14 protein-coding genes are annotated in these 12,773 nt (G+C 60.8%); 9 read left to right on the top strand and 5 right to left on the bottom strand.

What is annotated here, in order from left to right; all coding sequences use genetic code 11:
* Window positions 1-37: 37 nt before the first annotated feature.
* From ACIQWP_RS07620 to ACIQWP_RS07610, 3 genes are read left to right on the top strand one after another with little or no spacing between them, the layout of a single operon-like run.
* Window positions 38-739 (top strand): response regulator, encoded by a 702-nt coding sequence (locus ACIQWP_RS07620; protein ID WP_402784223.1) that lies wholly within the window; start codon window positions 38-40, stop codon window positions 737-739.
* Between the two features lie 23 nt (window positions 740-762).
* Window positions 763-2,145 (top strand): ATP-binding protein, encoded by a 1,383-nt coding sequence (locus tag ACIQWP_RS07615; RefSeq protein WP_402784221.1) that lies wholly within the window; start codon window positions 763-765, stop codon window positions 2,143-2,145.
* A 12-nt stretch (window positions 2,146-2,157) separates the two neighbouring features.
* A complete protein-coding gene (locus tag ACIQWP_RS07610; RefSeq protein WP_402784219.1) occupies window positions 2,158-2,739 on the top strand; it encodes a DUF1349 domain-containing protein in 582 nt (193 codons plus the stop codon).
* A gap of 33 nt (window positions 2,740-2,772) precedes the next feature.
* Here ACIQWP_RS07610 and ACIQWP_RS07605 read toward each other — a convergent pair whose 3' ends face one another.
* The 4 genes from ACIQWP_RS07605 to ACIQWP_RS07590 all read right to left on the bottom strand — a co-directional run bounded on the left by ACIQWP_RS07605 (window position 2,773) and on the right by ACIQWP_RS07590 (window position 5,128).
* Window positions 2,773-3,114 carry a tRNA-binding protein gene (locus tag ACIQWP_RS07605; protein WP_402784217.1) on the bottom strand — a complete coding sequence of 114 codons (342 nt, stop codon included), beginning with the start codon at window positions 3,112-3,114 and terminating at the stop codon, window positions 2,773-2,775.
* Between the two features lie 21 nt (window positions 3,115-3,135).
* Complete coding sequence (gene proC, locus ACIQWP_RS07600; RefSeq protein WP_402784215.1) at window positions 3,136-3,975, bottom strand: pyrroline-5-carboxylate reductase; 840 nt, start codon at window positions 3,973-3,975, stop codon at window positions 3,136-3,138.
* A gap of 1 nt (window position 3,976) precedes the next feature.
* On the bottom strand, window positions 3,977-4,477 hold the full coding sequence (locus ACIQWP_RS07595; RefSeq protein ID WP_041677603.1) for a YbjN domain-containing protein: 501 nt from the start codon (window positions 4,475-4,477) through the stop codon (window positions 3,977-3,979).
* A gap of 390 nt (window positions 4,478-4,867) precedes the next feature.
* Window positions 4,868-5,128 carry an accessory factor UbiK family protein gene (locus ACIQWP_RS07590; RefSeq protein ID WP_402784213.1) on the bottom strand — a complete coding sequence of 87 codons (261 nt, stop codon included), beginning with the start codon at window positions 5,126-5,128 and terminating at the stop codon, window positions 4,868-4,870.
* Between the two features lie 264 nt (window positions 5,129-5,392).
* Between ACIQWP_RS07590 and lgt the strand changes: the two genes are divergently transcribed.
* The 6 genes from lgt (at window position 5,393) to ACIQWP_RS07560 (ending at window position 11,496) form a co-directional block, all read left to right on the top strand.
* On the top strand, window positions 5,393-6,280 hold the full coding sequence (gene lgt / locus ACIQWP_RS07585; protein ID WP_402784211.1) for a prolipoprotein diacylglyceryl transferase: 888 nt from the start codon (window positions 5,393-5,395) through the stop codon (window positions 6,278-6,280).
* A 76-nt stretch (window positions 6,281-6,356) separates the two neighbouring features.
* Complete coding sequence (locus ACIQWP_RS07580; protein WP_402784209.1) at window positions 6,357-7,454, top strand: class I SAM-dependent methyltransferase; 1,098 nt, start codon at window positions 6,357-6,359, stop codon at window positions 7,452-7,454.
* Between the two features lie 134 nt (window positions 7,455-7,588).
* On the top strand, window positions 7,589-8,371 hold the full coding sequence (gene pgeF, locus ACIQWP_RS07575) for a peptidoglycan editing factor PgeF (protein ID WP_402784207.1): 783 nt from the start codon (window positions 7,589-7,591) through the stop codon (window positions 8,369-8,371).
* Window position 8,372: 1 nt separating this feature from the next.
* Window positions 8,373-9,524, top strand: coding sequence for a M24 family metallopeptidase (locus tag ACIQWP_RS07570; protein ID WP_402784205.1), 1,152 nt, complete (start codon window positions 8,373-8,375; stop codon window positions 9,522-9,524).
* A 55-nt stretch (window positions 9,525-9,579) separates the two neighbouring features.
* Window positions 9,580-10,458: a hypothetical protein gene (locus ACIQWP_RS07565; protein ID WP_402784203.1), complete on the top strand. Its 879-nt coding sequence runs from the start codon at window positions 9,580-9,582 to the stop codon at window positions 10,456-10,458.
* A gap of 105 nt (window positions 10,459-10,563) precedes the next feature.
* Window positions 10,564-11,496, top strand: a complete 933-nt coding sequence (locus ACIQWP_RS07560; RefSeq protein ID WP_402784201.1) for a ribose-phosphate pyrophosphokinase — start codon at window positions 10,564-10,566, stop codon at window positions 11,494-11,496.
* Here the strand turns inward: ACIQWP_RS07560 and ACIQWP_RS07555 are convergent.
* Window positions 11,493-12,749, bottom strand: coding sequence for an MFS transporter (locus tag ACIQWP_RS07555; RefSeq protein WP_402784199.1), 1,257 nt, complete (start codon window positions 12,747-12,749; stop codon window positions 11,493-11,495). The genes ACIQWP_RS07560 and ACIQWP_RS07555 overlap by 4 nt on opposite strands.
* Window positions 12,750-12,773 lie beyond the last annotated feature (24 nt).

Genomic DNA, 12,773 nt, shown 5'->3' with positions numbered 1-12,773 from the left:
CTCAATCGATGGGTAGGACAGGATCGAGACGGATCGAATGACGACAAAAGCAGCAATCTCGGATGACGCAGCACATCTTCTGGTCGTGGACGACGACACGCGTATCCGCGCGCTCCTCAATCGTTATCTTATGGAGAAGGGTTTCCGCGTGACGGCTGCCGCCGATGGCGCCGAAGCCCGTCGCAAGCTGGAAGGGCTCGACTTCGATCTCATCATCATGGATGTGATGATGCCCGGCGAATCCGGCATCGAGCTGACGGCAAGCCTTCGTGCCATCAAGAACATTCCGATCATCATGCTGACGGCGCTTGCGGAAGCCGATTCCCGTATAGCAGGTCTCGAGGCCGGTGCGGACGATTATCTGCCCAAGCCCTTCGACCCACGCGAACTGGTGCTGCGTGTCAACAACATCCTGCGCCGCAATGCGCCCGCGGATTCTCCGAAGATCGAGCTCGTCATGTTCGGGCCATACACATTTTCGCTCACTCGCAAGGAACTCAAGAAGGCGGCGGAACTGATCCGGCTCACCGACCGCGAGCAGGAAATCATGCTTTTGTTTGCCAAGCGCGCCGGCGAGACGATCCCGCGCCATGAGCTCATCGGCAACGATGCCGAAGTGGGCGAGCGGACGATCGACGTGCAGATCAACCGGCTGCGCCGGAAGATTGAAGATGACCCGGCCAACCCTATCTGGCTGCAGACGGTGCGTGGCATCGGCTACCGCCTTAGCATAGACTGAGATCGGCTCCGCAGGATCAGGTGATGGTGACATTCGATTCGATCAGACGCGACCAGGATCACACGCCGTCCAACGGATTGCGGTGGCTTTCGCGCTGGATGCGTCGCTATATCTTGCCGACCGGCCTCTATGCCCGCTCGCTGCTAATCTTCATCCTGCCGATGATCATCCTGCAGGCGGTCGTGACCGTCGTCTTCATGGAGCGCCACTGGCAGATGGTGACGCAGCGACTGTCGATGGCGACCACACGCGACATCGCCGCCATCATCACCATCATCCAGACCTATCCGCAGGATGCCGACTATTCCGCCATAACCCAGATGGCGCGCCAGAAGCTTGATCTCGCTATTTCGATCGAACCGGGCGGCGAGCTGCCGCCGCCCGCCGAGAAACCCTTCTTCTCGATCCTCGATGGCATCCTGAGCGACGAGATAAGAGATCAGATCAACCTGCCCTTCTGGATCGATACGGTCGGCAACTCCAGTCTGGTCGAGATCCGCATCAAGCTGCCGGACAAGGTGCTGCGCGTCTTTGCCAAGCGCAGCCAGACCTATGCCTCCAACACCCATATCTTCATTCTATGGATGGTCGGCACCTCACTGGTGCTGATCGGCATCGCCGTCCTGTTCCTGCGCGGCCAGATCCGCCCGATCCTGGCGTTGGCGCAGGCTGCCGAAAGCTTCGGCAAGGGACAGCGGCTCGAGAACTATTCTCCCCGCGGCGCCGACGAAATACGCCGCGCGGGTCTTGCCTTCATCCTGATGCGTGAGCGCATCGAACGGCAGATCGAGCAGCGCACGGCGATGCTCTCCGGCGTCAGCCACGATCTGCGCACCGTTCTCACCCGCTTCAAGCTGCAGCTCGCCCTTGTCGGCGAAAATCCGGATCTTGTCGGCCTCGGCGAAGACGTGGAGGACATGCAAAGCATGCTTGAGGGCTATATGGCCTTTGCACGCGGCGAAGCCGAAGAAGATGTCGGGCAATTCAAGCTCAGTGATATCCTCGATAAAATCCAGCAGGACTTCACGCTGCATGGCAAATCCATGAGCTTCTCGATCGACGGCGACAATCAGATCTCCGTCCGGCCGAACGCATTTACCCGTCTGGTGACCAACCTCGCCACCAATGCCCGCCGCTATGCCAACAGCCTCCGCGTCGAAGCCAGGCACAGCGCCAAATGGCTGACGATCATCTTCGATGATGATGGCCCCGGCATCCCTGTCGCGGCGCGAGACGACGTCTTCAAACCATTCTTCCGGCTGGATGCGGCCCGCAATCTCGATAAATCCGGCACTGGACTCGGCCTTGCCATCGCGCGCGACATCGCCCGCAGCCACGGCGGCAACGTCACGCTCGGTGACAGCCCGCTCGGCGGCCTGCGGGCCACCATCCGCATACCTGCCTGAGGGAGGGAGCATATGCCGATCGATATCGATGGCATGCACTGGCTGAACGCGCCGCCAATGTGGGAAGTGAACCAGGGGCGCCTGTTCGTCCGTTCCGGCGACAAGACCGATTTCTGGCAGGAAACCTATTACGGCTTCCATCGCGATAACGGTCATTTTCTCGGCATCCCGCGTCGCGGCGATTTCACCGCCGAAGCCACCTTCGTCGGCCACTATCGCGAGCTTTACGACCAGGCAGGCCTGATGATCCGCCACGATGCCAGGCACTGGATGAAATGCGGGATCGAATATACCGACGGCGCCAGGCATTTCAGCGTCGTCGTCACCAACGGCAATTCCGATTGGTCAGCGTTCCGCATCGATCATGACTTCGACGCCATGTCCGCGCGGGTCACCCGCAACGGCGATGCCCTCTTCATCCAGTATCGCACCGATCGGATGAACGAGTGGCACATGGCGAGGCTCGCCTGGTTCGATCCCACACTGGAAGACGTATTGGTCGGCCCCGCTTTCTGCTCACCGCAGCGCGAAGGCTTCGAGGCAGAATTCCTCGACTTCAGCCTGACCGATCCGGTATCGAGGGATATTCATTGAGCCCCTCCCTTTCGATTGCGAAAGGGACACCGCTCACATCATCTTTTTGCCGTTCGGCACCGGTTGAGTGACTGAGGCCAGAACGATCGCACCGGACTCGTCCTCGAAACCGAGGGTCAGCACTTCGGAGCGCACCGGCCCGATCTGGCGCGGCGGAAAATTGACCACAGCCAGCACCTGCCGGCCGATGAGCGCCTCCGGCGTATAATGCACGGTGATCTGCGCGGAGGAACGCTTGACGCCGATTTCCGGTCCGAAGTCGATCCTTAGCTTGTAAGCAGGCTTGCGCGCTTCCGGAAAGGTCTCCGCTTCGATGATCGTCCCGACACGGATATCCACCCGCTCGAAATCGCCATAGGTGATCTCTTCCGCCATGTCCCGCCCCTTATCGAAAATTCAACCGGCCAGCTCCTGCGCCCGCTTGCGCGCTGCTTCAAGAGCAGCATCGAACAAGGGCTGCATGCCGTCCTCCGCCATCAGGACGCCGAGTGCCGCTGCGGTCGTGCCGCCAGGAGAGGTCACGTTCTGGCGCAGGCGCGAAGCGTCGTCGGGAGACTGGTGCAACAATTCACCAGCCCCCGCGACGGTTTCCCGTGCGAGCCGCATGGCGAGGTCCGCCTGCAGGCCAAGCTTTCGGCCCGCCTCCGCCATGCATTCCACGAGATAGAAAACATAGGCAGGCCCGCTGCCCGAAACCGCAGTCACCGAATCGATATCGGCTTCGCCAGGCACCCATTCGACCGGGCCGGATACCTTCAACAGGTTCTGAACCAGCTGCCGCTGGCGATCGCTCACTCGCTGATTGGCGAAAGCGCCTGTCACACCGCGCCCGACCATTGCTGGCGTATTCGGCATGGCGCGTACCATCGCCGCTTCTCCCAGATGCGTTTCAAGCGCAGAGAGTGTCTTGCCGGCCGCAATGGAGACGACGACCGTCGCCTTCCCCACGAGTGGCTTGAACGGCGGCAGAACGGCGTCCATGAGCTGGGGCTTGACGGCGATGAAGAGAACTCCCGCCGTCAATCCGTTCGGAACTTCGGTGACATGGCTTGCGCCGGCATCCGCAATCATTTTCCGCATCGCTTCGGCCGGATTGGGATCGACGACGATGACCGACGATCCCGGCACGCCGTTCTTCAGCCACCCCGTCAGCAATGCGCCACCCATATTGCCCGCGCCGATCAGGATGATCGGCCCGGATGATGCAAATGCATTGGCGGATTGTTCACCTGTCATGTCACGCTTCGCCTACCGTTTCGAAAAGCACGGCTTCCATGGCGCGGTTGGCATCGAGCCCGGACCATACAACGAATTGGAAAGCCTGATAGTAAGCCTCGCAGGTGTCAAGCGCGTTGGAAAGCAACACCTCTACCTGCCGGTTGGTGGGCTCTGCGCCGCCGGACAAGAGCAGCGACTGCCGGAAGATGACAATATCTTCCTGACGCCACAGATCGAAATGGCCCATCAGCACCTGCCCGTTGATGCAGGACAGAAGCTTGATCACCTCGTTGACGCGCGGGTCCGGAACCTTGACATCGAACGCGCAGGCTATGTGCAGCGCCTCGAATTCCTCCATCCAGGAGAACGAGACGTGATAGTCGGTCCATCGCCCTTCGACGGTCATGGCGAGTTCGTCCTCGCCGGACCGTTCGAACGACCAGTCGTTGTTGGCAGCAACGAATTCGATCATGTCGACCGGATTCGATTGTCGTTCGGCTTCCATTTCCATAAGGCTCATGCAGCACCTTCTTGACCGGATCGGTTGCAGTTTTCCCGTGGCTCAACACTGAAAGAACGCAAACAATTTTACTCCGGAAACATACTCGGGATGATGTTGAACGGCTGCCAGACTAACGCTTCCACCATGCCCGGGGCTTACCAAGTCCGTTTCGAATCATCATTTAAAATCAGTGTATAGCGGCATGCCCGGCATGCCAGCCCCTGAGCGGTGATTTTGGAAACGGCACTGTGGAAAGCTCTTCCGACGCCTATTCAGAAGGGAGTCATAACCGACTCTGGCGATTGGCTTTTTTGCCTATGTCCACAGGTGGAAAAACAGGCGGAAAATTTCAGAGGAAAAAGGTGCGGCAAACGGGTGCCGCACCGGCCTGCGGGCTGAAGATAGAACTTACTTGCCCTTGGCTGCGAGCTTGGCCTCGAGCGCTTCGATTCTCGAAAGCAGCACCTCGTTTTCGTCGCGCGCCTTGACCGCCATTTCGCGAACGGCCTCGAATTCCTCGCGCTTGACGATATCCATGCTGTTCAGCCAGCGTTCGGCATGAGCATTGAACGCGGTCTCGATCTCGCGGCGCACGCCCTGGGCAGCACCGGCGGCATCGGTCATCAGCTTGGCGAATTCGTCGAAGATTCGGTTCGGTCCAGTGCTCATGGCAATCTCCTTGCAACCGTCGGCCCTAGACGGTCGGGCATCGATATGGGCCAGATAGTGCTGAGGTAGGATTTCCAAGGGGCCGATGCAAGCAAATTGAGATAGGACTGGACAACCGCGCCCGCGATCTCGGGCGGATTAACAATCGACTTGACCGTTTCGATACCGAACGCCATGTTCCGCGCACATTTTCGATATTAAGCATGATGCCGTCCCGAAATGGCACGGTGCTTTCGGGAACATGCTACAACGGGCCAGACGATCTTGCTGACATCCGCCAATCTCGCCGCCATCCTGCCGTTTCCGGACATCGATCCCGTCGCCGTCTCCCTCGGCCCGATTTCAGTCCATTGGTACGGGCTCGCCTATGTCGCCGGCATTCTGCTCGGCTGGTTCTACGCAAGGCGGCTGGTCGACAACGGCAAGCTCTGGCTGAACGATACGGCGCCGATGACGCGCCAGCATCTGGATGACTTCATCCTCTGGGTCGCCTTCGGTATCGTTCTCGGCGGTCGCATCGGCTATATCCTCTTTTACGATCTCGATCCGGTGCTGGCCAATCCGATCCGCGCCATCGAGGTCTGGAATGGCGGCATGTCCTTCCATGGTGGATTAATAGGCACGACTATCGCCATGATCTTGTTTGCAAGACGCAACCAGATTCCGGCCTGGAGCCTGTTCGACATCGTCGCTGCCGTCGCACCGATCGGCCTGTTCTTCGGCCGCGTCGCCAATTTCATCAATGGTGAGCTCTGGGGTCGGGTGAGCGACGTCCCCTGGGCGATGATTTTCTGCAGCCCGCATGTGATCGCCGCCCATAACGGCGTCTGCCCCGCCGGCCCCGATCCGCGCCACCCCAGTCAGCTTTACGAGGCCGGCATCGAAGGCATTCTGCTGTTCCTGGTGCTCTTCATTCTCACGCGCTGGGCGCTGGCATTGAAGAAGCCGGGCACAGTCAGCGGTATTTTTGTCATCGGCTACGCTTTCTCGCGTATTTTTGTCGAATTCTTCCGTCAGCCTGATGAGCAGCTCGGGTATCTGCTCGGCACGAACTGGCTGACGATGGGCATGGTGCTGTCGCTTCCGATGGTCGCCATCGGCCTTTGGGCTGTAATCCGCGCCCGGCAGGCGGCAGCGAGCCAGATGGCTTGATGTGGGGTTGAAATCGCGTGGTCCTGGCCAGAACGGCTCCCAGTCTTTCAGGGTCACGCACTAGCGAAGGCAAAGAATGACGACGGCGCTCGGGGAAAAAATCAAGGCCATCATCCGCACCAACGGGCCATTGAGCATCACGGATTATTTTTCCCTGTGTCTCGCCGATCCGGTGCATGGCTATTACAAGACGCGTGAACCCTTCGGCCAGTCCGGCGACTTCGTCACCGCACCGGAAATCAGCCAGCTGTTCGGCGAGATGGTCGGCGTCTTCATGGTGCATGCCTGGCAGCGGCACGGAACGCCGGCCGAGGTAAGGCTCGTCGAAATCGGGCCGGGCCGTGGCACGATGATATCAGACATGCTGCGCGTCATCGGCAAGCTGGCGCCACCGCTCTACGAGGTCATGACAGTGCATCTGGTGGAAACCAGCGAGCGCCTACAAGACTTCCAGCGCCAGACCCTCGAAACCTATGGCACAAAAATCTCCTGGCATACGGATTTCGGCGAGGTGCCTGAAGGTTTCACCCTGCTCGCCGCCAACGAGCTCTTCGATGCCATTCCCATCCGCCAGTTCGTTCGCACCGCCAACGGCTTTCGCGAGCGAGCGGTCGGCCTCGACGTCAATGATGAATTGACCTTCGCCACAAGCGTCGCCACGCTCGATCCGGCACTTCTTCCGGACAGCAGACTACCACCGATCGGCACTATTTTCGAGATCGCACCTGCCCGCCAGGCCGTCATGACGACGATCTGCGACCGGCTGGCGGCCCATGGCGGCACGGCGCTCGCCATCGACTACGGTCATATGACGACGGGCTTCGGCGACACGCTGCAAGCCGTGCGCATGCACGAATATGACCCACCGCTGGAGCATCCCGGCGAGGCGGATCTCACCAGTCACGTCGATTTCCAGCATCTGGCGCAGACCGCGCTCGCCTCCAACATGCACATCAACGGCTGCTGCCATCAGGGCGATTTCCTTGTCGGACTTGGTCTGTTGGAGCGGGCGGCGGCACTCGGCCGCGACCAGGATGCAGCAATTCAGGAGAATATCCGCATCGCCGTGGAAAGGCTCGCCGGCGCCGGCGAAGGCAAGATGGGAGAGCTCTTCAAGGTGCTGGCGGTCTCCAGCCCGGCGATCGATCTCCTGCCCTTTCGTCCCGTCGGCTGACGCCTGACCATCGACCCTGCGGATTGACAGCCCGCGCCGGGGTGGGCCAACATCCCGGTCAAATCGAACTGCTTCGCCGCAGCTGCGTTATTCATCGCACGACTGGCCAACCAAGACATCAAGGAACTCTCTCGTTGCCGACACCACTAGCAAGCACGCTACTGAGCGCCGCCGAGGTTGCCGGCATTCGCCACGGCTATTTCACCCGCGCCGGCGGCGTTTCCGAAGGCCTTTATCGCGGGCTGAATGTTGGTCTCGGCTCGCATGACGATCGCGAGCACGTGCAGGAAAACCGCCGCCGCGTCGCCGACTGGTTCGGTCTGCCACTCGCGCAGCTTGCCACCGTGCATCAGATCCATTCGCCCGATGTCGTGACCATCGGCGCGCAATATGACGGCAGCCGGCCGCAGGCCGATGCGATGGTGACGGCAACGCCGGGCATCGCGATCGGCGTACTCGCCGCCGATTGCGGCCCCATTCTCTTTGCCGATCCGGAAAACCGGGTCGTCGGCGCCGCTCATGCCGGCTGGAAGGGCGCGCTGACGGGCGTGCTCGAAAACACCATCGACGCGATGGTCGCGCTCGGCGCGAAGCGTGAGGCAATCGTCGCCTGCCTTGGGCCTTCGATCAGCCAGTCGAGCTATGAAGTTGGCCCCGAATTCGTCGACCGTTTCCTGGCGCACGATCCGGACTACGCCGGATATTTCGCCCCATCCGAACGGGCCGGTCACGCCATGTTCGATCTGCCGTCCCTGACCGTCGACCGCCTGCGCAAGGCAGGCGTCACGGCCGAAAGCCTGAACCTTTGCACCTATCCCGACCCGGAGCGCTTCTTCTCCTATCGGCGCACGACGCATGCGCAGGAGCCGGATTACGGGCGCCAGATTTCTGCCATCGCCATCGAGGAGGCCGCTTGATATGGCTCTGCATTTCGAACGCAGCGAATTCGATGCTCGCCTCGCCCGACTGCTGGCGAGGATGCAGGAGGAAAAGCTCGATGCCATGCTGCTCTTCGCGCAGGAGAGCATGTATTGGCTGACCGGCTACGACACGTTCGGCTATTGCTTCTTCCAGACGCTTGTCGTCAAGGCGGACGGGTCTCTGACGCTGCTGACGCGCTCGGCAGACCTTCGCCAGGCGCAGCTTACATCCGTCATCACCGACATTCGCATCTGGGTCGATCGCGTCAATGCCGATCCGACCCTCGATCTCAAGGATCTATTGTCCGACCTCGATCTCCTCGGCGCCCGCATCGGCATCGAATATGATACCCACGGCATGACCGGCCGCATTGCCCGGCTGCTCGATCATCAGCTTGCCAGCTTCGGCCAGATCGTCGACGCCTCCTATCTCATCAGCCGCCTGCGCCTGACCAAGAGCGTCGCTGAGATCGCCCATGCCGAACGCGCCGCAGCACTGGCCGATGAAGCCCTCGACGCCGCGCTGTCCCTGGTCAAGCCCGGCGCCGACGAGGCCGATATCCTGGCCGCTATGCAGGGAGCCGTCTTTGCCGGCGGCGGCGATTATCCCGCCAACGAATTCATCATCGGTTCGGGCGCGGAAGCGCTGCTCTGCCGCTACAAGTCCGGCCGTCGCAAACTCGACGCCAACGACCAGCTGACGCTCGAATGGGCCGGCGTCGATGCGCATTATCACGCCGCCATGATGCGCACGGTCGTCATCGGCACTCCGAGCCACCGCCATCGCGAGCTCTACAGCGCCTGCCTCGAAACGCTGCAGGCGATCGAAACGGTCCTGATGCCGGGACACACTTTCGGCGATGTGTTCGATATTCACGCCAGGATCATGGACGAGCGCGGCCTTGCGCGCCACCGGCTGAATGCCTGCGGCTATTCGCTCGGCGCCCGCTTCTCGCCCTCATGGATGGAGCACGAAATGTTCCATATGGGCAATCCGCTCGAAATCCAGGAGAACATGTCGCTCTTCGTGCACATGATCATCATGGATTCCGACAGCGGCACGGCGATGACCCTCGGGCAGACCTATCTGACGACCTCGCAGGCGCCGAAGGCCCTTTCCCGTCACCCTCTCGAATTTCTTAACCGTTAGGGGCGTAAGATAGCGATCCTGGGCGGTAAGGCCGTCGGGAGAAAGGATCGCGTCGATGGGACTGGTCAGGATAACGTTGACTGTCGCCGGCTTTTGCCTCGCGCTCTCCGCCTGCAATACCACGGACGCCCTGACGCCGCCCGAAGCCATCGGCGATGCCGGCTCCAGCCCGGTCACCCAACGCGATGTCGAGCGGATGGCTTCAGCACCCCAGCGCCGCCAGGTCTACCAGGACACGCAGGACAGTTACGGCTATCAGCAGCAAACCTCCCAGCAGGCCTATCAACAGCAAAGCTATGGCGGGAGCGGCACACTCGACGAGCAGGCCTCGGCACTGAGGTCGAACGGCACCAATCCTTACGCCTCACGCCCGCTCGACGGCTCCCGGACCGCATCCATCGCTCCATCGAACAATCAGTTTTCGGAAGCCGACGAGCAGCGCGAGGCCGACCAGCGCCTGTCTGACGATCCGCAACCGCAGCAGCAACAGCAGGCTGCCGACGACCCTCAACCGGACCAACAGCAATCAGATCAACAACAGGCATCGCTGCCGCCAGCAGCGGCCGGCGGCAACAGCGTCCGCTTCCTGCCGATCATCGGTGCTCCAGTGGAAGCCGTCACGCCGCTGTCGCGCCAGCTCGGCGCCGACGCCCGTTCGCTCGGGCTGACGATCAAGAGCTCAAGCGATTCCAGTGCCGCCTATATCCTCAAGGGCTATCTTTCAGCCTTTGAAGACGGCCCGCAAATTTCCGTGACCTATGTCTGGGACGTACTCGACAGCAATGGCAACCGCGTTCATCGAATCCAGGGTTCGGAAAGCGCTCCGCTGAAGCGCGGCGACCCCTGGTCAGCCGTTCCTCCGGCCGTCATGCAGAGAATTGCCACCAAAACCATGTCGGAATTCAATTCCTGGCGCGAATCCAACGGTGGATAGCCACAAGCTTTTCAGAAATATGAAAGCTAACGCGTCTCTCCCCCTTGCATTCGAGAGCAAGGCGGTTAAAAGCGCGGCTATCAGGTTGGTAACAGGCGGGCCAAAATGAAGGTTTTCGCAGGCAATTCGAACCGGCATCTTGCCGAAGCGATCTGCAATTATCTCAACGTACCCTTGGGCAAGGCCAGCGTCAGGCGCTTCGCAGACCAGGAAATCTTCGTTGAAATCCAGGAGAACGTGCGCGGCGAGGACATTTTCGTCGTCCAGCCGACTTCGTTCCCAGCGAACGACCATCTCATGGAACTGTTGATCATGATCGACGCGATGCGACGCTCCTCGGCGCGGCGCATCACGGCGGTGCTTCCCTATTTCGGTTATGCCCGCCAGGATCGCAAGGCCGGGCCGCGCACGCCGATCTCGGCGAAGCTGGTCGCAAACCTGATTACAGAGGCCGGCGCAGACCGCGTGCTGACGCTCGATCTGCACGCCGGCCAGATCCAGGGCTTCTTCGATATCCCGACGGACAATCTCTACGCCTTGCCGATCCTGACGCGCGACATCGTGGCCAACTACGATATCGGCAACGTCATGGTGGTTTCGCCCGACGTCGGCGGCGTCGTGCGTGCTCGCGCGCTTGCCAAACGCCTCGACTGTCTGCTGGCGATCGTGGACAAGCGCCGTGATCGCCCGGGCGAGTCCGAAGTGATGAACATCATCGGTGAGGTCTCCGGCAAGGATTGCATCCTGATCGACGACATCGTCGATTCCGGCGGCACGCTCTGCAATGCCGCCGAGGCGCTGCTGAAGAATGGCGCGACCAGCGTCACGGCCTATATCACCCACGGCGTTCTGTCCGGTGGCGCCGTGACCCGCATCGCCAATTCGAAGTTGAAGGAACTGGTGATCACCGATTCCATTCAGCCGACGACGGCGGTGCAATCGGCACCCAATATCCGCGTCATCACGACGGCAAGCCTCATCGGCGAAGCTATCAACCGCACCAGCCAGGAAGAATCGGTTTCGAGCCTGTTCGATTAAGGCCGAACACCACTTTTATAGGCTGCCTTCGCACCGGATGGGTGCGTCTGCTTCCACGCTAGAAGGCCGATCCCGATCAAGCCGGAAATGAAGACGGCCGCACCCGACCCCATGATCGAAGGTCCGATGCCGAACCAAGCAAACAGGCTCGGCGACATCAGGTAGGCCAGGAGCAGGCCCGTGAAGATCGCGCACATCATCAGGCGGTAGACCTGTGCCAGACGATGCGGTTCAGCGCGTGTCTGCATCAGATGCAGCATGGCAAGGTTCTCGAAGGGACCGTTGATCGCCGCGAAACACGCCACGATCATCAGCCATATCCGATCATGCATCAGCGGCAGCAGAAAAACCCCTGACCCGAAAATGAGTTTCGCCGCGATGATCCAGACCACCGGCCGGCGCGGCTTGACGCTGCTAAGGATCAGATTGGTCGCCAGGTTGCCCACGCCGTAAGCCATCATCATCAAGCTGTAGTCCGTCAGCGGATCGGCGCTGGTTTCACGCAGATGCAGGATCATTCCGAGCAAAATCCCCATCGCCCAGGCGACGTTTCCCATCAGATTGGTAAACATGCCATAGAGGATTGCCGCGTGACCTCGCGCCGCACGCCACCCGCCGAGAATGCCGTCCACGACGGCGGCCGCCCCTGAAAAATCGCGACGCCTCGGTGCCTTGGGGAGTTTTGCCACCGCCAGCCAAACGGCAAGCGCCGAGAGCAGGAATGTGGCTGCCGTGACCGTGAAGAACTGCGATTTCGGCAGCAGCCCGTTGACGAGCGCGATCAGACTGGGACCGAGAATGCGCGCCATGCGGCGGGTGGCATCGAAGAGGCCGTTGGTCGCATGCCGGACCTCGGGATCGATGGCGATTGTCGGCAGGGTCGCCTGCAGCGACGGATCGAAAGTCGACGTCAGCAACGCGATGCTTCCGGCAAGCACGATCAATAGCGGCAGGCTCATCAGATGCAGAAGCCCAGCCAGAGACAGCGTCAGCAGCAGCGCCGCACGCAGCAGATCGGCCGTGATCATCGTCGTACTGTGCCGCCAGCGATCCGTGACGATACCGCCGAACAGACTGCCGAACAAAAGCGCGCCGGACTGCAGCGCGGAAACATATCCCGCCTTGCTGCCGATGAAATCCGCCGCGATCCAGACGACTGCGACCATGTAGAATTCGGAGCCTGTAGCTGCCAGCACCTGACCGGCCCATAGGAGAGAGATCGAACGCTGGCTGAGCGGCTTCAGGACAAACATGATCGCATTCTGACTTCGGAGTGA

The sequence above is a fragment of the Rhizobium sp. NPDC090279 genome (assembly GCF_044769665.1).
Lineage (GTDB): Bacteria > Pseudomonadota > Alphaproteobacteria > Rhizobiales > Rhizobiaceae > Rhizobium.
This window is presented reverse-complemented; position numbering and strand designations above follow the sequence as displayed.

Coding starts and splice junctions, on each gene's coding strand:
- ACIQWP_RS07620 (WP_402784223.1), top strand. CDS start 38: ATGACGACAAAAGCAGCAATCTCGGATGACGCAGCACATCTTCTGGTC.
- ACIQWP_RS07615 (WP_402784221.1), top strand. CDS start 763: ATGGTGACATTCGATTCGATCAGACGCGACCAGGATCACACGCCGTCC.
- ACIQWP_RS07610 (WP_402784219.1), top strand. CDS start 2,158: ATGCCGATCGATATCGATGGCATGCACTGGCTGAACGCGCCGCCAATG.
- ACIQWP_RS07605 (WP_402784217.1), bottom strand. CDS start 3,114: ATGGCGGAAGAGATCACCTATGGCGATTTCGAGCGGGTGGATATCCGT.
- proC (WP_402784215.1), bottom strand. CDS start 3,975: ATGACAGGTGAACAATCCGCCAATGCATTTGCATCATCCGGGCCGATC.
- ACIQWP_RS07595 (WP_041677603.1), bottom strand. CDS start 4,477: ATGAGCCTTATGGAAATGGAAGCCGAACGACAATCGAATCCGGTCGAC.
- ACIQWP_RS07590 (WP_402784213.1), bottom strand. CDS start 5,128: ATGAGCACTGGACCGAACCGAATCTTCGACGAATTCGCCAAGCTGATG.
- ACIQWP_RS07580 (WP_402784209.1), top strand. CDS start 6,357: ATGACGACGGCGCTCGGGGAAAAAATCAAGGCCATCATCCGCACCAAC.
- ACIQWP_RS07570 (WP_402784205.1), top strand. CDS start 8,373: ATGGCTCTGCATTTCGAACGCAGCGAATTCGATGCTCGCCTCGCCCGA.
- ACIQWP_RS07565 (WP_402784203.1), top strand. CDS start 9,580: ATGGGACTGGTCAGGATAACGTTGACTGTCGCCGGCTTTTGCCTCGCG.
- ACIQWP_RS07560 (WP_402784201.1), top strand. CDS start 10,564: ATGAAGGTTTTCGCAGGCAATTCGAACCGGCATCTTGCCGAAGCGATC.
- ACIQWP_RS07555 (WP_402784199.1), bottom strand. CDS start 12,749: ATGTTTGTCCTGAAGCCGCTCAGCCAGCGTTCGATCTCTCTCCTATGG.